The sequence below is a fragment of the Microbacterium sp. LCT-H2 genome (genome assembly GCF_001866135.1).
In the GTDB taxonomy this organism is placed as follows: Bacteria; Actinomycetota; Actinomycetes; order Actinomycetales; family Microbacteriaceae; genus Microbacterium.
Window position 1 is genome coordinate 157,051 of the sequence record NZ_MODW01000005.1, and the last position, 20,514, is coordinate 177,564.

Below are 20,514 nucleotides of genomic sequence, written 5' to 3' on the forward strand. Positions count from 1 at the left end.
GGAGTCGCTCCCCCCGACTCATCGGACGGCTCCCGGTCGGGAGGAGGCGGCGACGCGGGGGTCGATCAGCGGATGCACGAGCTCCACCACCACGTTGATGACGACGAACACGAGAGCGCTCAGCAGGATGATCCCGGTGAGGACGGGGAGATCCCGGTCGTTGATGGCGGCGAGGGTGACCCGCCCCACGCCGGGCCGGGCGAACACCGTCTCTACGAGGACCGCGCCCCCGAGCACCGAGCCGGTGAGATAGGCCGCGAGGGTGACCGCCGACGCGGCGCCGTGCCGCACCCCGTGCCGCAGCGTGAACCAGGTCGGCCCGGCGCCACGGGCACGGACCGTCTCCGCGAACGGCATCCGCTCCGCCTGCATCAACCCGTCGCGCAGCACCTGGCTGAGCAGCGCCGCCACCGGGAGGGCGAGCGTGATCGCCGGCAGGACGATGGTCACCGGATTGCGGGTGCCAGAGACGGGGAACCAGCCGAGACCGAACGCGAAGACGCTGAGCAGCAGCAGCCCGATCCAGAACACCGGTGAGGAGAGCACCACGAGCTCGACGCCGGCGGCCACCGTGCGCCCGACACGGCCCCGCACGAAGACGGCGACCGCGAGGGCGAGGACGACGGCGATCCCCAGCGCCAGCGCCGAGAGCTGCACGGTCGCGCCGAGCTGTCGTCCGATGACCTCGGTCACGGGCAGCCGCAGCTGGTACGACTCGCCGAGGTCGCCGCGGGCGAGCTGCCCGATGAAGCCGACGTACTGCTCCAGCGGCGGGCGGTCGAGACCGAGATCGGCGCGGATGCCGTCCTTGACCGCCTCGCTCACCTGCGCCTGCGGGCCCAGCATCACCGAGACCGGGTCGCCGGGGATCACCCGGAAGGCCAGGAACGCGACCGTCGCGGCGCCCCACAGCACGATGACCACCGAGGCGAGGAGCCCGAGGGCGCGGCCGAGCGCCGCCGTCACGGTTCGATCACCCCGCCCGCTCCCTCGATACGACGGCCGCCGGATGTCAGCCGAGGCTCACATCGTAGAAGAGCGGCCGCCCGTAGAGGTCGTAGTCCAGACCCTGCACGCGCTCGCCGACCGCCGTGATCGCCGAGGGGCTGTAGAGCGGGACGATCGCGGTGTACTCCGCGTTCCACTCCTGCAGCTGCGTGTAGAGCTCGTTGCGGGCGTCCTGATCACTCGACGCGACGGCCTCTTCCAGGAGCGCGTCGATCTCCGGATCGCTCACCTGCGAGGCGTTCTGGAAGCCGTCGGTGTGCAGGTGCGCGCGGAGGAAGTCGGCGTCCACGCCGGAGAAGCCCCAGTCAGTGAGGTCGAACGTCTTGGGCTCGTACTGGGCGTTGTAGGCACCGGGCTCCAGTTCCTCGCGCTGCACCTCGAAGCCGATGGCCTTGAGGTCAGACTGGATCGCGTTGGCCAGCGCCGCGCGGTCGTCGGGGACCGGGGTCCAGGCGATCCACCGCACGGACAGGCGCTCGCCGTCCTTCATGCGGATGCCGTCGGCGTCGCGCTCCGTCCACCCGGCCTCGTCGAGCAGGGCGTTCGCGGCGTCCTGATCGAACGGCCAGGAGTCCTCCAGCGACGCGTCATAGCCCGGGGTCGTGCTGCCGAGGACGCTCCATGCCCGCGGGAACTGTCCGAAGTAGATCTCCTCGACCGCCGCGTCGACGTCGATGCCGCGGGCGAACGCCTGCCGCACCTTCTCGTCGGCGAAGACGCCGTACTTCTCGTTCAGGTAGAGCGAGTACGGCAGTCCGGGGTACTCCACCGAGTCGACCGTGACGCCGGCGTCGTCCAGACCGGCGACCTGGTTCGGCGGGATGTTGCTGGCGAGGTCGGCTTCGCCGCTCTCGATCACTCCGGTACGCACCGACGCCTCCGGCTGGATCTGCACGCGCAGCGTCTCGAACGCCGGCGCCTTCGTCTCGTGCGGACCCCAGGCGTAGTCGTCGTTGCGCGTGTAGACGATCTCCTGGTCGGCGGTGTACTCGGTGAGCACGAAGGGTCCGGTGCCGACCGTGACGTCGGGGCCGCCCGCCTTGAGCTTGTCGGCCGACTCGGCCAGCACGGCCGGTGAGTAGAAGCCGAGCTGCGGGGTGCTGGCCGCCTGCAGGAACGGCGCATACGGCTGCGTGAACGAGACCTTCACCGTGTGGTCGTCGACGACCTCGGTTCCGGCGTAGAAGTCCGCGCCGAGCATGCTCGCCGCCTGGGCCGAGGCGGTCTCCGGGTCGACGATCCGGTCGAAGTTCGCCTTCACGGCCTCCGCGTCGAACGGCTCGCCGTCGGTGAAGGTCACGTCGTCGCGCAGCGTGAAGGTGTACTCCGTGCTGTCCGGCGAGACGTCCCAGCTCTTCGCGAGCCACGGGCTGAACGTGCCGTCGTCCTCCTGGAAGACCAGGGAGTCGAGCACCGCGCGCTGCACCATGCCGGAGACGTCGAGCTGGCTCACCTGCGGGTCCATGTGCCCTGCGGACAGGTTCGCGCCCTCGATCGACCACACGAGCTCACCGCCGTCGTTCTCCGTGGACGGGCCGGCGCACGCGCTCAGCACCAGGGCGGTGGCGGCGGCGAGGGCGGCGAAGGGCAGGAGGCGACGCACAGGGGTGGCGGGCATGAGGATTCCTCAGAACGGACGGGTCGGGATGTCTCCATCCTAGGGCGGTTTTTTGGACCCGGTCGATCTGTGTCCGACCCGGGATCAGGGCGACGGCAGGATGATCCGGTGTCGCTCCGCGGCCCCGACCCCTTCCCCCTCAACACGCATCTGTCCTGGCGCGACGACCGCCGCGCTCACCCCCTGCACGCGAGGCTCCGGCAGCCCGACCAGCCGCACGTCGACGAGGAGGTCGCCGCGGTTCCCCGCGATCCGCCAGCGCAACTCGGCCTCCGTCGCCGCGGCCACCACACGGTTGGGGAACGGGTCCTGGTCCGCGCGGAATCCGCCGATCTCCTGGACCTGTGCCGCCAGCCGGGCATCGCGGACGCCGGCCGGGATGTCATCGAGCACATGGTCGGCGAGGAACGGGTACGTGGCGGCGGGCCGTCCCGAGCGGATCGCGGCGTCGAGAGCCTGCGCGGCGGCGACCGTCTCCGCCCACGGGTGCAGGATCGCGGAGGGGGCGTCCGTCCGTTCGAGCAGCTGCTGGAGCGCGGCGCCTGCGATCCGCCGGGCGCCGAACTCGTCGGAGTTCCCGAAGGCGACGACGCCGATGCCGCTGGCCGCGTGCCAGCGCATGTGCGCCGAGAATCCGGGAAGACCGCCGGAGTGCTGCACGATCCGCCCGAACCGCCGGTCGTCCTCGACGAAGAGGCCGTAGCTGTAGCCGGCCCCCGCGAGGTCGCGCCCGTCGAACATCGCCGACGGCACCGGGATGGGGGTGCGGGCCTGCTGCAGCTCCCGTCGCGACGCCGGAGCCAGCACGGCGGGCGCCAGCGGGTCGTCGGTGAAGGCCGAGCCGAGGAACCACATCCAACTCGCGATGTCGTCGACGGTGCTGAACATGCTGCCGATGCAGCCGAGCGCGCCGGACCCCACGAACGGCTCGGGGCGGAACGTGGTGCCGTCGTCGAACGTCCGGAAACCGCCGGCCAGCGTCTCCGGCGCGTAGCCGTCCGACACGTGCGCGGTCCGGCGCAGCCCGAGGGGCTCGAGCAGGGTCTCCCGGATCACGTCCTCCACGGCCCGGTCCGTCACCGCTTCCACGACGCGGCCGAGCAGCGACTGGCCGAGGTTGGAGTACTGGTAGACGGTTCCCGGCGCGGCCGCGAGGCGCACCCCACCTGCGAACACGGCGGCGATCTCCGCACGGGAGGCGCCGAGATGCCGGTCCACCCAGGCGTTGTCCTCCCCCAGACCGGACCGGTTGGAGAGCAGCAGGTCGCCGGTGACCTCGACGTCCGCACCCCGATGCCGCAGCCGGGCTTCCGGCAGATAGGTGCGGATCGGCGCGTGGAGGTCGAGCAGGCCGCGGTCTCGAAGGGAGAGCACGGTGGCGGCCAGGAAGCTCTTGGACATCGAGGCGATGCGGAAGACGGTGTCCCGCGTCGTCGGGGCCTCATCGGCGCGTGGATGGCCGTGGGTGAGCACTGCGCGGATGCTTCCCCGTTCGGCCACCGCGGAGATGGCGGCCGGAGCGGCATGACGCGCGCGCTCGTCCAGGCCGTGGCGGAGGGCCTCCGCGGCGGACTCGGCGGTGACGAGGAGATCCGCATCCTGCCCGGTCATACGGGGACCCCGGCGCGCACCTCGTCGGCGAAGGCCTCGATGAGCGCGCGGCTGGCCGCGGTGTTGTGGTCGTGCACGCGCTCGGCGGCGGCGATGAGGGCGGGAAGAGAACGCCCCTCGCCCCGCAGCGCGGCATCATCCCAGCGCGCGAGGTCGGCGGCGGAGGCCTCCGGATGGAACTGCACCCCGCGCACTCGCGCCCCCAGCCGGAAGGCCTGGTTCTCGACAGCGGCGCTCGTCGCCAGCAGCACCGCCGCGGATGGCAGCCGCGTGATCATGTCCTGATGGTTCTCGATCATCGGAGCCTCATCGCCGAGGGCCGCGAACAGGGCGTCGGCACGTCCTGCCGCGGTGGGGCGGATGGGGGTCGCGCCGCGTTCGATGGGTCCGGTCTTCTCGGCGACCTCGCCGCCGGCCACGTGGGCGAGCAGCTGACCGCCCAGGCAGATGCCGAGGGTGGGGAGGTCACGGTCGATGGCCTCCGCGGCGAGCGCCCGCTCGGCCGCGAGCCACGGCGCGCGATCATCGTCGTCCGGCATGAGCCCGCCGCCCAGCATGACGAGTCCAGCGTAGCCGTCCAGAGAGGTCGGCAGCGACTGCTCGGCTCCCACGATCTCGTCGACAGCGATCGCCTTCTCCCGCAGCCAGGTGCCGAGGCGGCGCGGGCCGGAGCTCGCGGAGTTCACGATCACGAGGACGCGCGGGGTCACAGCGCCCCTCCCCGGATCGTCGTGTCGACCGCCGGCACGAGCGCGGCTGCGGCCGGCTCTCCTGCGCCGCCCGCGAGGAAGGCCTCGTGGTCGGGGTCCGACCCCTCCAGCACGCGGAGGACGTTCTCGTGCGCCAGGGCCCGGAGGTCGTCCTCCGACCAGCCTCTATGCCGCAGCTCGGCGAACAGCGCCGGGTACCCCGAGACGTCGCCGAGACCGTCCGGCATCGCATCAGAGCCGTCGTAGTCGGCGCCGATCCCGACCGCCTGCGCGCCGGCCACGCGACGCACGTGATCCAGGTGATCGGCGACGTCCGCGACACCGACGCGCGGGGCCTCTCCCTCTCCCCCCGCCTCCCACCAGTCGCGACGGGCCTGCGAGACGAACGTGGGGACGAACGGCACCATCACGACGCCGCCCTGCGCGCCGATCGCGGCGAGCACGTCGTCCGGCACGTTGCGGGGGTGGTCGCACAGGGCGAAGGCGCCGGAATGGCTCACCATCACCGGGCGGGTCGTGACCTCCAGGGCCTGCCGCATGGTCGTCGGAGCGACGTGCGAGAGGTCGACGAGCACACCGATGCGGTTCATCTCGCGCACCACCTCGCGTCCGAAGTCCGTCAGACCGCCGTGGCGCGCCTCGTCGGTCGCCGAATCCGCCCAGGCGATCGTCCGCGACCAGGTGAGGGTGAGATACCGCGCGCCGAGACGCGCGAACTGCCGCAGCACGGCCAGCGATCCGCCGAGCTGGTCGCCACCCTCAATGCCGATGAGCGAGGCGATCCTCCCCTCCGCCATCGCCGCACGCGCGTCGGCCGCCGTCCGAGCAATCGCGAAGCGCTGCGGGTGGGCGTCGACGAGGCGGTGCACGAAGTCGATCTGCTCGAGCGTGGCCACCACCTGCTCCGCCCCCTCCAGCACGGGATCGACCCAGACCGACCAGAACTGGCCGGCGACCCCGCCCGCGGTCAGTCGCGGCAGATCCGTCTGCGTGGCCGCCACCGCCCCGGAGAGCTCCGCGACCCGATAGCCGAGCAGCGTCCTGCTCGCCCAGGCCAGATCGTTGTGGCCGTCGATCACCCGATCGATCGGCAGGTCCGCGTCGACCATCTCAGTCCTCTCGTCCATCCAGCACCGCGTTCATCCGCGCGGTGAGTACCGGGTCCACGGCGTGCGCGACACCGTCCAGCTCGCGCACGGGCACCGCACCCCGGGTGCTGGAGCAGAGCCAGAGGGCGTCCGCCCGCTCCAGATCGTCCCGCACCATCGGACCGACGCGGGAGGGCACCTCGGCGAGTCCCGCGAAGACGTCGGCCTGGGTCGTCCCGGGGAGCACCCCATACTCGGGCGGTGGCGTGACCAGCGCCCCGTCGAGCCGCGCGATCAGCGTCGACCGCGGCCCTTCGAGGACGAACCCGTCGGTGCTGACGAAGACGACGTCGTCCGCACCCCGGCTCCGTGCCTCCCGCAGGGCCGCCTGGTTCACGGCGTAGGCGAGGGACTTCGCTCCCTGCAGCAGCCAGGGTGCCGTCTCCATGACGTCGTGCCGGTACCCGCGGTCGAGCACCACCGCGGAGACGCCCCGCGCGCGGACGGCCTCCGGGTCCTCTCCCGCGAAGCCCAGCACCCACCCCGTCGGGCCGGCCGCGTCGATCTCGTCCCCGCGGGTCATCGCGAACTTGATCGAGGCGATCTCCCCGTCGCGGAGCACTCCGGGGCGGGAGACCTCGGCGGCCGCGCGGCGCACCGCCCGCGCCCACCGCTCGCGGCCTGGCGCGGGCAGCCCCAGGAGCTGCGCCGAACGCTCCAGCCGCGCGAGATGCGCCTCCAGGGCCTGCGGCCTGCCTCCGCGCACCACGGCGGTCTCGAACACGCCGTCGCCGCGGGTCACGCCGAGGTCGGTCGCCCGGATGATCGGCTCCCGTGGATCGACGGCATGGATCCCGTCCTCCGCGGGCTCGGCGGCGAGATCGAGTCGGTACAGCAGCAGTGCGCGCATGGGATTCCGCTCTCGCAGGGTTCGGGGGCCGGTCAGCCCGCGGTCAGGACGGCCTCAGGGGCCTCGGCCACGGAGGAGTCGAAGACGCGGGACGCGTCACGGGCGATGCGCTCGGCGAGCACCTCGTGTCCGATCCCCGGTCCGGTGGGGACCGTGACGCGACCGGCGACCGCGGTCACCGGAGGCTCGATGATGTCCGACTCGTAGTACTTGTCCGATCCCGACACATCCGACGGCAGCAGGAATCCCGGGAGCGAGGACAGCGCGACGTTCGCAGCCCGCCCGACGCCGAACTCGTGCATCCCGCCGCACCACACGGGGATGCCCGCGTCCCGCGCCATGTCGTGCGCGGCGCGGGCGACGGTGAGCCCGCCCATCCGCGACACCTTGATGTTGAGGACCCGCCCCGCTCCCAGCCGGATCATGGTCCCCAGGTCGCCGAGGTCGACGACAGACTCGTCCAGGCACACGTCCGTGTCGAGCCGCGCCTGCAGATCGGCGTGGGCCACGAGATCCCGTGGCGCGAAGGGCTGCTCGATCATGGTCAGCGCCTCGCGATCCAGGCGCGCGAACACCGCGGCCGCCCGCTCGTCATCGGCGTAGGCGCCGTTCGCGTCCACGTGGAGATCCAGATCGGGGTAAGCCCCGCGCACAGCACGCACCGGCTCGACATCCCATCCCGGAGCGATCTTGAGCTTGACGCGGGGGTAGCCGGCGGCGCGCTGCAGCTCCACCTGGGCGAGGAGCTCGTCGATCGACGCCTCGATGCCCAGCGACACCCCTGCGACGACTTCGTCACGCGTCCCGCCCAGCGCCGCGGCGAGCGCGATCCCCCGCCGCCGCGACACCAGGTCCCACACCGCTCCGGAGAACCCGGCCTTCGCGAACTCGTGCCCGCGGACCCGCGCCCACGACGACTCCAGCTCCGCCGGCTCCTCCCCCTCGGCACGGAGCAGCACGGGCACCAGGTAGCGGGTCGCGATCTCCCACGCGGTGACCGTGGTCTCCGCACCGTAGAACGGGTCGCTCGGAGACGCGATCTCCCCCCACCCCGTCTGGCCGTCGGCATCGGTGACCTCGACGAGCACGTGCTCGATGCCGGACTTGCGGTGCGAGCTCGTCTCGAAGCTGTGGCGCAGCGGCTGACGCAGGGCGAACAGCCGGACGCGGACGACCCTCACGCGTCCTCCTCCGGGCGGGCCCGCGCCGTCTCGGGGCCGTAGAGACCCAGGCGGGCCACCAGCCGGTCGCGCTCGGCCAGCCGCCGACGCGCTCCCTTCGCGCTCGCCGTGGTGAGCGCGCTCAGCAGATGGCACACGGCCGCGACCGGGGTCGGCGAGTCGGCGTACGACGCCGATCCGGTGCGCACCCGGATGAGCGAGGTCGCGATCGATGCGAGCGGGGCGTCCTCGCTGTCGGTGATGACGACGAGCTGACCGCCGGCCTCATGGAAGAGCCGCCCGAGCCGGACGGTCTCCTCGCGGTAGCGCCGCAGCGAGAACGCGATGAGCACGTCACTGGCCCGCACGTCCGTGAGCACGGTGAGCGGCTGCAGCGCGTGCCCGTCGACGAGGAAGACGTTCGACAGCGTCGCCGAGAGATCCGCGTTGAGGAGCTGCGCGTACGCCGCCGCCTTGCCCTCGCCGGCCACGTACCGTCGTCGTGCGCCGAGCAGCAGCGCGGCGGCCTGCGGGACCTGAGCCGAACGGCTGAGCTCCTCGAAGGTCTGGGCGAGCGTGCGCTGCTCCGTCTCGATGATCCGCGCCTGGATGCTCTCGGCGGAGAGGTTGGTGCGGATGCGCTCGCCGTAGCGGTCTCGCGGAGAGACGAGGTCGCGATCCTCCTGGTCGTGATGGTGGTCGTTCATGCCGTGCCCTCCCCGGGTGTCGCGCGGTAGACCGCCGTGTCGTCGTCGAGGCGGGTGGCCCCGACGAGGACGTCTCCGCGGCGGAACACCGCGGTCATCGTCCGCTCCAGCTCCCGCCGGAGCACTGCGCGAGCCTCGACGTCGAGCTCGCCGGGACGGGTCGGGATCGCGATCCAGGTGCCGCCGTCCGCCGCCACGGCTCGCCCCCAGTCGTCCGACCCGAGCACGGGAGGGACCGGGAGGGACCGGTGGGAAGGCCGTTCGGCGGCGTCCAGGTCCCACGAGACCACCAGGCGGTCGGTGTCGGGGCGGGCGTAGTAGTCCCGCTCGTAGGCGATGCCGACGGCCCCGAGGGAGCTCAGGTTGAAATGGGCGTTGCGCGAGAGCAGCGGATCGAACGTCCACCGCATCGTCCGCTGCCCCCAGCGCACGGCCACGTCGCGCTGCGCCCGCTTGAGGGCCTGGCCGACGCCCCGCCCCTGAAATGCGGCGTCCACGGCGGCCGCCTGCGAATAGTGGAAGGAGGCACCCGCGGTGTCGCAGCCGGCGAAGCCGTACGCGAACCCGATCAGTTCCCCGTCGTCGGCGAAGGCACCGACCGCGGAACCGCCGTTGCGGGCGAGGGCGGTGAGCAGGTTGGCGTTGAGGGCGTACTCGTTCTCCGTGTACGCGAAGACGCGGGCGTACAGCGCGGCGGCCTCACGGAACTCGGTGTACCGGGTGAGTTCGCGGCAGCCGTGGGCGACACCGGCGGCCACCGAAGAATGAGGCACGATACGTTTCCTAAGATCGAGGAGTCCTGCTGCTGAGAGCGATGCTATCGGCGGGTTGCGGGGCGATCAAGGGGCAAGATACGGTTCGTAACCGTGACGACTCTCTCGGCAGTGCGCGACGGGGACCATCCTTCCGACGACATCATCGCACTCGTGCGCGAACTCGTGCTGATCGAGACGCCGAGCCGCGACACGGAGGCGAGCGCCCGCATCGCCGACCTGCTGTCCGCCTGGTTCGCCGGCGTCGGCGGCAGCGTCCAGCGGATCCCGCACGAGCTCGGGACGGATCTCGTCATCGACGTCCCCGGCACCGGAGACCCGGTCCTCCTCATCGGCCACACCGACACCGTGTGGCCGGTCGGCACCCTGGCGGACGATCTGCCGTGGGCCGAGGACGGCGATGTCGTACGCGGCCCCGGCGCGTACGACATGAAGGCCGGCATCGTCGTGATACTGGAGACCCTGCGGCGCCTGCAGCCCCTGCCGCTCGCGCAGCGGCGCGCCGTGCGGATCGTGCTCGTCGCGGACGAGGAGATCGGCTCCCCCGTCTCGGGCCCCCTGCTCGCGGAACGGGCCAGGGGCGCGGCCTGCGCCATCGGCTTCGAGTCCCCCCATCCCGACGGCGCCCTCAAGGTCGGCCGCCGCGGCAGCGCCCGGGTGCGCATCGCCGTCACCGGACGCGCAGCCCACGCCGCGCTCGACCCCGAGCACGGCGTCTCCGCGATCGACGAACTCGTGGACCAGCTCCTCCGGGTCCGCGCGATCGTGGCCGACCCCGCCCTGCCGAGCCCGGTGCTCTGCAACGTCGGCGTCATCGACGGCGGCGCCCGCACCAACGTCATCCCCGCGCAAGCTGCCGCCGAGGTCGGCCTCCGCTTCCTCGACCCGGGCTCGGAGGAACGCGTCCTCGCCGCTCTCCGCGGCCTGACCCCCGTACGCCCCGGCGCCCGCGTCGATGTCGCCGTCCTGAGCGCCCGCCCTGCCTGGCAGGCCTCCGCGGCGGACAGCGCCCTCCTGGCCCGGATCGCCGTGGCCGGTGCCGCGCTCGGCCAGCAGGTCGACGGCCGCCCCGCTGCCGGAGCCGGTGACACGAACCTCCTCGGCGGACGCGGGGTGCCGACGGTCGACGGCTTCGGTCCCCGAGGCGGCGGCGCGCATGCGGTGGACGAGCATTTCCTGCGCTCCTCTCTGCACGAACGCATCGCGCTCCTGCGTGCCGTGCTCACCGTCACGGCGGAGTGACGATACGATTCCGGTTCCCGTGCCCGACCCGAACGGCCCGAGATACGTTCCGGATGTCTGCGACGTGTGATCGACGCCTCCGCGATCGGTTTCGGCGTGCGCATCCTGGCATCCGCGTGTTTCCGCCGTGTTACACCACCTCGACAGCCGGCGATCTTTCCCGAGGGCGGCAGATTTCTTCCGCGATACGCATCGAATGTCTTGACCACGGGGCCGTCTTCCGCTTGCATGGTCAGCACCGACCCGGCTTCACTGTGGATCCGGGCGGCGCCCGAAGGGACCTTCCATGCGTCTTGCCCCCCGCTCCAGAACCGTGCGAAGTCTGACCGCCGCCGCGATCGCCTCCGCGCTCCTCCTCGCCGCTCCGGTCGGTGCCGCTCAGGCGCAGTCCGTCAGCGCCGCCACCGAATCCCCGGCATCCGACACGACGCTGCGGATCGCCACCTCCGGGTTCGTGGACACGTTCAACCCGTTCATCTCGATCTACCTGACGCCGACGAACATCATCCGGTACGTCTACGAGTCGCTCGTGCAGAACGACGCCGAGGACGGCTCCCCCACGAAGGGTCTCGCCGACAGCTGGGAGGCGACCGACGGCGGCCAGACGTGGACCTTCACCCTCCAGGACGACCTGGTCTGGTCGGACGGCGAGCCGATCACCTCCGCCGATGTGAAGTACACGTACGACCAGATGATGACGGTGCCCGCGCTCGGCACCGCCAACGGCAACCTCGTCTCCAACTTCGACACCGTCGAGACCCCCGACGACAAGACCGTCGTGATCACCCTGAAGACCCCGCAGGCCCCGAACCCCGGCTCGGAGATCCCGATCGTCCCGAAGCACATCTGGGAGGAGGTCGACGATCCGACGACCTTCACCAACGACGCCGACGTGGTCGGCTCCGGCCCGTTCGTCCTCGACAGCTACTCGGCCAACCAGTCCATCGTGCTGAAGGCGAACGAGAGCTTCTGGCGGGGCGCCCCCAAGATCGACGCGATCCAGTACGTCTACTACACGAACTCGGACGCCCAGGTGCAGGCTCTCAAGGCGGGCGACGTCGACCTCGTCACCGGCCTCACCCCGACGCAGTTCTCGGCGCTCGAGGGCGTCGACGGCATCACCACGCACTCCGGTGAGGGCCGCCGCTACCACTCGATCAGCATCAACGTCGGCCAGCAGACGCGCGACAACGTGCCCTACGGCACCGGCAACGCCGCGCTGAAGGAGCTCGAGGTGCGCCAGGCCATCCGTCTCGGCACCGACACGGCGACCCTCCTCGACAAGGTCCTGGACGGCGAGGGCACGCTCGCGACGAGCTTCATCCCGGCGTCCTTCCCGAAGTGGCACCTCTCGGATGACGACGACGTGATCGTGGGCTTCGACCCCGAGGCCGCGCAGGCGAAGCTGGACGACGCGGGCTGGGTCCCCGGTGCCGACGGCATCCGCGAGAAGGACGGCCAGCGCCTGAGCCTGCGCCTGCTGACGGACGCGGACGACGCGAACGAGCAGTCCATCTCCGACTTCTTCGTCCCCTGGATGAAGGAGATCGGCATCGAGATCACGGTCGAGTCCACCGACTCCGACACGATCAGCGCGAAGGCCACCTCCGGCGACTACGACCTGTACTTCAGCGGCTGGTCGGTCAACCCCGACCCCGACTACCAGCTGGGCATCAACACCTGCATGAACCTGCCGACCGCGACCGACGGCACCGGCGGCACCACGCAGGACGGGTACTGCAACCCGGAGTTCGACGAGATGTACGCCGCGCAGCGCTCCGAGATCGACGCCGACAAGCGCCAGGAGATCGTGCACGACATGCTCGCGCTGAACTACACCGACACCGCACAGGTCGCCACCTGGTACGCCAACTCGCTGGAGGCCTACCGCTCCGACCGCTTCACGGGCTTCACGCTGCAGCCGAAGGACGGCGGCATCATCGCCAACCAGGCCGGCTACTGGGGCTACCTCACCGTCGAGCCCGTCGAGGGCGCGACCGCCGGCGGCACCGGCACGAACACCGGACTCCTCATCGGAGGCATCGTCGTGGGGGTGGTCATCATCGGAGGGCTCATCTTCTTCCTGATCCGTCGCCGCAACATCGCCGACGTCGAATGAGTCCGGCGAGACGCCGCGGGTGGCGGGCCTCCGCCCCCGCGGCGTCTCCCGGTCCGCTGTAAGGAGACCCCCATGTCCAACGCGGTACCCCCGTCCACCTCCGCCATCGCGACGAGCGCCGCGGCCGAGGAGCAGCCGAAGGGCGTCGGCGCCCTCCGCTACTTCCTGGTCAAGCTCGGCGGCGCGGCCATCAGCCTGGCGATGGTGATCCTCCTCGGATTCTTCGCCTTCAAGATCCTGCCGGGCGATCCGGTCGCCTCGATCGCCCGCGAGCGCGGGATGAGCGCCGAGCAGGCCGACCAGCTGCGCGAGCAGCTCGGTCTGAACAAGCCCCTGTGGCAGCAGTTCATCGACTACCTCGGCAACGTCTTCACCCTGAACTTCGGCACGAGCTACGTCTACCGCACGTCGGTGTCCGACCTCATCGGCCAGTACTTCTGGAACACGATCCTCCTCACCGGCACGGCGGCGATCATCGCGATCGCCCTCGGGCTCTGGCTCGGACAGAAGGCGGCCTGGAAGCACGGCTCCACCTTCGACCGCATCGTCTCCGGCACGTCGCTCGTGTTCTGGTCGGTGCCGACCTTCTGGCTGGCCCTGCTGCTCCTGATGGTCTTCGGAGGCACGCTGCACTGGTTCCCGACCGGAGGCATGGTCTCCCCCAACCCGCCCACCGATCCGGTCGGCGCGGTCCTGGACGTGATCTCGCACATGGTGCTCCCGGTGATCACGATGGTCGCGGTCGTGTACGCGCAGTACCTCATGGTGATGCGCAGCTCGCTCCTCGAGGAGATGGGCGCCGACTACCTCACCACCGCGCGGGCCAAGGGCCTCCGGGAGGACCTCGTCCGGCGCCGACACGCCGTCCCCAACGCCCTGCTGCCGACCGTCACCCTCGTCTTCATGCACATCGGCGGTCTCATCGCCGGGGCCGTCACGGTGGAGACGGTGTTCTCCTGGCCCGGGCTCGGGAAGCTCACCTTCGAGGCCATCTCCGGCCCCGATCTCCCGCTCCTGCAGGGCACCTTCGTGGTGTTCTCCACGATCATCATCGCGATGAACCTCATCGCGGACCTCATCTACCGTCAGCTCGACCCGAGGGTGAGGCGCGCATGACCACGGCATCCCCGACCATCCGATCGCCCCGTGCCCTGGCGTGGCATCGCCGCGGCACCGCCTTCGTCGACTTCTGCCGGCAGTTCGCCCAGCACCGGGCGGGCATGGTGGGGCTCGTCTTCCTCGTGATCGTGGCCCTCATCGCGATCTTCGCCCCCGTGATCGCCCCCGCCAGCATGCTCGACGTCACGAAGCTCGTCGACGTGCAGCGCTTCGCCCCGCCGTCTTGGGAGCATCCCCTCGGCACCGACCATCAGGGCCGCGAGATCTGGGTCCGCATGGTGTGGGGCGCCCGGGTGTCCCTGCTCGTCGGCCTCGCCGCCACGGCGATGTCGATGATCATCGGCACCCTCGTCGGCCTCTCGGCGGGCCACTTCACGGGCTTCTTCGGCGGGCTGATGATGCGCATCATCGATTTCTTCCTCGTGCTGCCGTCGCTGATCCTCGCGATCGTGCTGTCGTCGGTGCTGAGCCGCGGCGTCTGGACGATCATCATCGCGATCGGCCTGACCTCGTGGGCCGGCACCGCCCGCGTCGTCCGCGCACAGACCCTCTCCGTGGAGTCGCGCGACTACATCGAGCGCTCGCGGGCCCTCGGCGCCGGGCACTGGCACATCATCATGAAGCACCTCCTCCCCGGGGTGCTGCCGCTCGTGCTCGCCAACACGACGCTCACGGTCGGCTCGGCGATCATCTCCGAATCCACCCTGGCGTTCCTCGGCCTCGGCGACACCACCCTGCAGTCGTGGGGCTCGATCCTGAAGAACGCGATGGACGTCTCCGCCGCGACCAGCGGCTACTGGTGGTACGTGCTCGTGCCCGGCATCGCCATCGTCCTCGTCGTGCTGTCGTTCACCCTGATGGGCCGCGCCGTCGAGAACATCACCAACCCGACGCTGAGGAGCCGCTGAGATGCCCGACCTGATCTTCGACGACGTCTCCATCACGTACCGCACCTCCGGGCGGTCGGGTCGCGACGAGGTGGCGGCCGTGCGCAACGTCTCGCTCACGCTCCCCGCCGGGCAGACCCTCGGCATCGCCGGCGAATCCGGCTCCGGCAAGTCCACCCTCGCCATGAGCGTGCTCCGGCTCCTGCCGCGCAACGCCCGGCTCAGCGGCCGCGTGCTCCTGGGCGACCAGGACGTCGCCACGTTGTCCTTCGGGCAGCTGCGCGCCGTGCGCTGGGCGCAGACGTCCATCGTGTTCCAGGGCGCGATGCACTCGCTCAACCCGGTCCGCACGGTGGGCTGGCAGCTACTGGAGGCGCTGGAGCTGCACGCCTCCGACCGATGGAAGGGCGAGAAGGCGCGCAAGGAGCGGGTCCGAGAGCTGCTCGACATCGTCGACCTGCCGCAGCAGAAGAGCGAGTCGTACCCGCACGAGCTCTCCGGCGGCCAGAAGCAGCGCGTGATGATCGCGATGGCCCTCGCCTGCGATCCCGAGGTCATCATCGCGGACGAGCCGACCACCGCACTCGACGTGATCGTGCAGAAGCAGATCCTCGACATGATCTCGCGTCTGGTGGCGGAGCGCGGCATCTCGATGCTCATGATCAGCCACGACCTCTCGGTGCTCGCCACGGCGTGCGACCGGATCGCCATCATGCGCGACGGGGAGCTGGTCGAGGTCGGCGAGAGCTACGCGGTCTGCACGACCCCGCAGGAGGCGTACACGCGACAGCTCGCCGACGCCTTCCCCACGATCGGCGACCCCGCCTCGCGGATGGCCCCGGTGACGCGGCACGGCCGCGATGCGGACGAGGTGCCGGAGATCACCCACGGCGACGAGGTGCTGCTGGAGGCGCGCGGAGTCAACGTCACCTACCACTCCGGCGGGCGCCCCGTGCATGCGGTCCGCGACGTCGACCTCTCGGTGCGTAAGGGCGAGATCGTCGCGCTCGTCGGCCAGTCCGGCTCCGGCAAGTCGACCCTCGCCCGCGCGCTCATGGGACTCCAGCCCGCCGACCCCGGGTCGCAGATCCTCTTCGACGGCGCACCGATCCCGTCGAAAGGTCGCGACCTCGCGCGGTTCCGCTCGCAGGTGCAGCTCGTGCTCCAGGATCCGTGGGCCGCCCTGAACCCCAAGCACAGCGTCTACGAGTCCGTCGCCGAGGGGCTGCGCGTGCAGCGCTTCCCCGGCGACGAGCGCGAGCGCGTGGCACAGAGCCTCGCGGACGCGGAGCTCACCCCGCCGGAGCGCTACTTCGGCGCCATCCCGCAGGAGCTCAGCGGCGGACAGCGGCAGCGCGTCGTCATCGCCGGTGCGCTCGCCGTGCAGCCGCAGCTGCTGATCGCCGACGAACCCGTCGCCTCGCTCGACGCGTCCGTGCGCGGAGAGATCCTCGGGCTCCTGCTGGAGCTGCGCCGCCGCCTCGGGCTCTCCGCCCTCGTCATCACGCACGACCTCGGTCTCGCCTGGAACATCGCCCACACGGTCGCGGTGATGTACCACGGACAGATCGTCGAGCACGGACCCACCGAAGAGGTGCTGCTGAACCCGCAGCACGAGTACACCCGGCACCTGCTGTCCGCGGCGCCGCGCATCGAGGAGAAGACGGCATGAGCACCCTGACGGAGGCGGCGGTGTCGCCGTATCTCGACACGGCTCCCCTGCAGCCCGGCGACACGGTGGCGATCGTCTCGCCGTCCGGTCCCGGCAACGAGGAGAACACACAGCGCGCCGTCGGCTACTACGAGTCCTGGGGGCTGAACGTCCGGGTGGGTGAGCATGTCCTCACGCCCCACCCGCGCGCGTCGTACCTCGCGGGGCCGGATGACCTCCGCCGCGCCGACCTCGTCGACGCCTGGCTCGATCCGGACGTGGACGCCGTCGTCACGGCCCGCGGCGGCTACGGTGCGCTGCGCCTCCTCGACGGCATCGACTGGGCCGACATGCGCCGCGGGGCGCTGCGCCGGGACGGGCGGCCGAAGCTCCTCACGGGCTCGTCCGATGTGACCGCCCTGCACGAGACGTGGCGCGCGCACCTCGACGTCGCGACGCTCTTCTGCCCGATGGCGGGCAACAACGTCTTCCGCGATTCCGAGCAGGTGCGCGACGACGTGCAGCGCTGGCTCTTCGAACCCTGGCGCGGGCGGGAACTCATCGGCCCCAAGACCGAGATCATGACGCCGGGCCGCACCGAGGGGCGCTTCACGGGCGGCAACCTCAGCCTGCTGGCGGCCGGGCTCGGCGCCCCGGAGGCGCACGTCCCCTCCCCCGGCATCCTGTTCCTGGAGGACATCACCGAGGAGCCCTATCGCCTCGACAGCTTCGTCACGCAGCTCCGGCGCGCGGGCCGACTCGCCCAGGCGACGGGCATCGTGCTCGGCTCCTGGCACGAGTGCGGCGACCTCGACCTCGTCCACGCGCTCATGCGGGACGAGTTCCAGGACGCCGGGGTCCCCGTGCTGTGGGAGCAGGGCTTCGGCCACGACCCGCACGCCCTGACCATCCCGCTCGGTGTCGACGGAGTGCTGGACGCGACCGGCGACGAGCCTCGCCTCACGGTGGGACGGCCATGATCGCCCTTCCGCCCCTCGATCCCCGCGTCACCTGGTCGATCCGGCTCGTCGACGCCGGCACCGGGGAGACCCTGGCCGAGCACGAGCCGCACACGCAGTGCGAGACCGCGAGCATCGGCAAGATCTTCCTGCTCCTCGAGGTCGCTCGACGGCTGGAGGCGGGCGCGCTCGCCGAGGACGACCGGATCGAGATCCCGGACGAGCACCGCGTCGAGGACTCCGGGCTGCTGTACCGCATGCACGATCAGCGCATCACGGTCCACGATGCGGCGCTCCTCGTCGGGGCGGTGAGCGACAACCTCGCCACGAACGCCCTGATCCACCTCTGCGGTCTGGAGGAGGTGCGGGCTGTCGCCCCGGCACTCGGATACCGCGACACCGCGCTGCACGATTACATCCGCAACGAGCGCACCCCCGACCTGCCCTGGACCCCGTCGTTCGGCACGGCGGCCGAGCTGTCCGACGTGATGCGCCGGCTCGGTGCCGGCGAGGCGTTCTCCCCTGCGGTGAGCGCCCGGGTGCTGGACTGGCTGGCCGCCGACACCGACACGTCGATGACCGCCGACGCCTTCCTCCTCGACCCCCTCGCCCACGTCGAGGCCGAGTATCAGGGCATGGTGCTGCGCCACAAGACCGGCAGCGTCAGCTTCGCCCGCGTCGACGTCGGACTGCTGCGGGGCCCGAAGGCCGCCGTCGCGTATGCGGTGGCGGCGAACTGGAAGGACTCCGCGGCCGACCTCCGCGCGCCCGTGCTCGACGGCATGCGCGCGGTCGGTGAGCTCATCCGCGCGCACGTCACCGGACGCGCACGCGACGAGGAGGACGCATGAGCGCGATCGACGTGGAGCTCCCCGACGAGAACGGCACGGTGTGGTCGGTCCTCGTCCAGGACATCGACTCCGGCGAGGTGCTGCTGCGCCATGACCCGGAGACGGTGCAGGACACGGCGAGCGTCGGCAAGATCTTCCTCCTGCACCGCCTCCTCGTCGAGGTGGACGCCGGCACACGTACTCTCGAAGAGCGCGTGACCCGACGGCCGGTCGAGGCCATCGAGGACTCCGGGCTCTGGTACCTGCTGCAGGCGTCCGAACTGTCGCTGTACGACGTGGCCGCGCTCATCGGTGCGGTGAGCGACAACGCCGCGACCAACACGCTGGGCCGCGTCATCGGCATCCCGACCGTGCAGGAGCACACGCGCGCGCTCGGCTACACCGCCTCGGCCCTCGACGACATCGTGCGGTGGCCGATCCCGCCCGGGGCCCCGAAGACGCTGTCGCACGCGAACGCCGCGGAGCTCGTGCTCTTCATGTCGCGGCTGGCCGACGGCACCGATCTCTCCCCCGCCTCGGCCGACACGCTGCGCCGCTGGCTGGGCGCGGGCATGGACCTGTCGATGGTCGCGTCGGCGTTCGACCTCGACCCGCTCGCGCACTGGGGCTTCGATCGCGGCGTCTGGCTGCTGAACAAGACCGGCACGATCTCCCGCGTCCGCGCCGACACCGGGATCGTCATGTCCTCCACCCGCCGGATCGCCTACGCCGTGCTGGCGAACTGGGACCGGGGCGCCGACGGGCGCGGCCCGGTGCTGGCCGCCATGCGCCGCATCGGCGAGGGCATTCACGCCGCGCTCGCCGACTGACCACCGTTCACAACTCAGGAGTTCCGGCCGATGGCGGCGCGGCGCGCCGCGCCTGCGGCGCCCACCGCCCACCTTCTCCTGAGTTGTGAACGCGAGTCAGACGACCCCGGCTCGCGTCAGGCGCTCCCGCACCTGGTCGATCGGCACCGCATGCGCGGACCGCCCGTCGGGGCCTACGGTCGTCTCCGCCGCGAGTACGGAGTTGATCAGCGCCTCCTCGACCGCGTCCATCGTCGCGGCGAAGAGCGGCGAGAGCTCGTCGTCCGCCGCCGGACCGCCGTTCACCTGGTCGTGCACCGAGAACGCGATCGCGTAGTCGCCGCTGCCCTGCGCGTAGTCCGCGCCGACACCCCGCATCGCGAACACGGCGCGGTTGGCCACACGGCCGAGCTGCCGTCCGTCGACGGGGGCGTCCGTCGCGACGACGATCATGCAGGAATTGCCGACGGGCTGTGCCGGAGCGTCGGCGAGGAGCTCCTCCGCGGGCAGCGGGACGCCGGCGATCCGCAGCGTGCCGCTGAAGTTCGTCTGCACGAGGACGCCGACCGTGGCCGGCTGCCCCGCGACCTCGACCAGGCGCGAGGCCGTTCCGATACCGCCTTTGTATCCGAGGGCGACGGTTCCGGCGCCGGCACCGACGCACCCCTCCGCGACCGGACCCGGCGCCGCCGCAGCCAGCGCGGTCGTCACCTGCTCCTCCCCCACGGCCCGTCGACGGATGTCGGAGAGGAAGCCGTCGTTCGTCTCTCCCACCACCGGATTCAGCGTCGTCGTCCGCGCGTGCATCGGCGTCGCCAACAGATGCCCGAGGAGCGCGTCGGCGACGCGGAACACCGACAGTGTCGAGGTCAGCAGGATCGGCGTCTCCAGCGCCCCGAGCTCGCGGAGCTGCGTGGCGCCGACGAGCTTGCCGTAGCCGTTGCCGACGGAGAGGTTCGCGGGAAGGCTCCGGCGCTCGGCGGTGAGGGCATCCGGGACGATCGCCGTCACGCCCGTGTGCAGACCGTCGCCGTGCAGCGTGGCGTGCCCCACCCGCACACCGGGGACGTCGGTGATCGCGTTCTCCGCGCCGCGCGCGAAGGCTCCGGACGGCACGCCGAGATCGGCCAGGCGAGGACGGGAGGCGCGCGACGACGGCGGTGTCATACTCCGATCCTTCCAGCGTCGGAGGAACCGACCGCAGCGCCGCGCCGGAGGCTCCGCCGGGTCGAGCGCCCCGCCCGTGCGCTCGATAGACTGGGCGGCACCACCCACACTCAGGCACGCTCACACAGTGCCGCATACATCGCTCG

At 71.3% G+C, this 20,514-nt stretch carries 18 protein-coding genes; 8 read left to right on the plus strand and 10 right to left on the minus strand.

The window, feature by feature from the left end; all coding sequences use genetic code 11:
- Positions 1-18 precede the first annotated feature (18 nt).
- The 9 genes from BK819_RS13230 to BK819_RS16885 all read right to left on the minus strand — a co-directional run bounded on the left by BK819_RS13230 (position 19) and on the right by BK819_RS16885 (position 9,585).
- Entirely contained in the window at positions 19-966 is a 948-nt protein-coding gene (locus BK819_RS13230; protein WP_071329554.1) for an ABC transporter permease, read from the minus strand.
- Positions 967-1,012: 46 nt separating this feature from the next.
- Positions 1,013-2,626 carry an ABC transporter substrate-binding protein gene (locus BK819_RS13235; RefSeq protein ID WP_071329555.1) on the minus strand — a complete coding sequence of 538 codons (1,614 nt, stop codon included), beginning with the start codon at positions 2,624-2,626 and terminating at the stop codon, positions 1,013-1,015.
- A gap of 84 nt (positions 2,627-2,710) precedes the next feature.
- Positions 2,711-4,237: a serine hydrolase gene (locus BK819_RS13240; protein ID WP_083391794.1), complete on the minus strand. Its 1,527-nt coding sequence runs from the start codon at positions 4,235-4,237 to the stop codon at positions 2,711-2,713.
- Positions 4,234-4,947 carry a type 1 glutamine amidotransferase gene (locus tag BK819_RS13245; protein ID WP_071329556.1) on the minus strand — a complete coding sequence of 238 codons (714 nt, stop codon included), beginning with the start codon at positions 4,945-4,947 and terminating at the stop codon, positions 4,234-4,236. Before BK819_RS13245 ends, BK819_RS13240 begins: the two co-directional genes overlap by 4 nt.
- The gene (locus BK819_RS13250; protein WP_071329557.1) at positions 4,944-6,056 is read right to left on the minus strand and encodes a dipeptidase; all 1,113 of its coding nucleotides are present in this window, start codon (positions 6,054-6,056) and stop codon (positions 4,944-4,946) included. Before BK819_RS13250 ends, BK819_RS13245 begins: the two co-directional genes overlap by 4 nt.
- A gap of 1 nt (position 6,057) precedes the next feature.
- Entirely contained in the window at positions 6,058-6,945 is an 888-nt protein-coding gene (locus BK819_RS13255; RefSeq protein WP_071329558.1) for an aminotransferase class IV, read from the minus strand.
- A gap of 32 nt (positions 6,946-6,977) precedes the next feature.
- Positions 6,978-8,126: an o-succinylbenzoate synthase gene (gene menC / locus BK819_RS13260; protein ID WP_071329559.1), complete on the minus strand. Its 1,149-nt coding sequence runs from the start codon at positions 8,124-8,126 to the stop codon at positions 6,978-6,980.
- Entirely contained in the window at positions 8,123-8,812 is a 690-nt protein-coding gene (locus tag BK819_RS13265; protein ID WP_071329560.1) for a MurR/RpiR family transcriptional regulator, read from the minus strand. Before BK819_RS13265 ends, menC begins: the two co-directional genes overlap by 4 nt.
- Complete coding sequence (locus BK819_RS16885) at positions 8,809-9,585, minus strand: GNAT family N-acetyltransferase (RefSeq protein WP_177173845.1); 777 nt, start codon at positions 9,583-9,585, stop codon at positions 8,809-8,811. The genes BK819_RS13265 and BK819_RS16885 overlap by 4 nt, the downstream gene beginning before the upstream one ends.
- Before the next feature lie 93 nt (positions 9,586-9,678).
- Here BK819_RS16885 and BK819_RS13275 point away from each other — a divergent pair, with 93 nt between their 5' ends.
- The 8 genes from BK819_RS13275 to BK819_RS13310 all read left to right on the plus strand — a co-directional run bounded on the left by BK819_RS13275 (position 9,679) and on the right by BK819_RS13310 (position 19,222).
- Complete coding sequence (locus BK819_RS13275; RefSeq protein WP_083391797.1) at positions 9,679-10,827, plus strand: M20/M25/M40 family metallo-hydrolase; 1,149 nt, start codon at positions 9,679-9,681, stop codon at positions 10,825-10,827.
- A 313-nt stretch (positions 10,828-11,140) separates the two neighbouring features.
- The gene (locus BK819_RS13280) at positions 11,141-12,946 is read left to right on the plus strand and encodes an ABC transporter substrate-binding protein (RefSeq protein ID WP_256209473.1); all 1,806 of its coding nucleotides are present in this window, start codon (positions 11,141-11,143) and stop codon (positions 12,944-12,946) included.
- Positions 12,947-13,018: 72 nt separating this feature from the next.
- Positions 13,019-14,062: an ABC transporter permease gene (locus tag BK819_RS13285; RefSeq protein WP_060921166.1), complete on the plus strand. Its 1,044-nt coding sequence runs from the start codon at positions 13,019-13,021 to the stop codon at positions 14,060-14,062.
- Positions 14,059-14,973 (plus strand): ABC transporter permease, encoded by a 915-nt coding sequence (locus tag BK819_RS13290; RefSeq protein WP_082758500.1) that lies wholly within the window; start codon positions 14,059-14,061, stop codon positions 14,971-14,973. Before BK819_RS13285 ends, BK819_RS13290 begins: the two co-directional genes overlap by 4 nt.
- Before the next feature lies 1 nt (position 14,974).
- Entirely contained in the window at positions 14,975-16,624 is a 1,650-nt protein-coding gene (locus BK819_RS13295; protein WP_071329563.1) for an ABC transporter ATP-binding protein, read from the plus strand.
- Positions 16,621-17,583 (plus strand): LD-carboxypeptidase, encoded by a 963-nt coding sequence (locus tag BK819_RS13300; protein WP_071329564.1) that lies wholly within the window; start codon positions 16,621-16,623, stop codon positions 17,581-17,583. Before BK819_RS13295 ends, BK819_RS13300 begins: the two co-directional genes overlap by 4 nt.
- Complete coding sequence (locus BK819_RS13305; RefSeq protein ID WP_071329565.1) at positions 17,580-18,413, plus strand: serine hydrolase; 834 nt, start codon at positions 17,580-17,582, stop codon at positions 18,411-18,413. The genes BK819_RS13300 and BK819_RS13305 overlap by 4 nt, the downstream gene beginning before the upstream one ends.
- A complete protein-coding gene (locus tag BK819_RS13310) occupies positions 18,410-19,222 on the plus strand; it encodes a serine hydrolase (RefSeq protein WP_071329566.1) in 813 nt (270 codons plus the stop codon). The genes BK819_RS13305 and BK819_RS13310 overlap by 4 nt, the downstream gene beginning before the upstream one ends.
- A gap of 96 nt (positions 19,223-19,318) precedes the next feature.
- Here BK819_RS13310 and BK819_RS13315 read toward each other — a convergent pair whose 3' ends face one another.
- Positions 19,319-20,368 (minus strand): P1 family peptidase, encoded by a 1,050-nt coding sequence (locus tag BK819_RS13315; RefSeq protein WP_071329567.1) that lies wholly within the window; start codon positions 20,366-20,368, stop codon positions 19,319-19,321.
- Between the last annotated feature and the right edge of the window lie 146 nt (positions 20,369-20,514).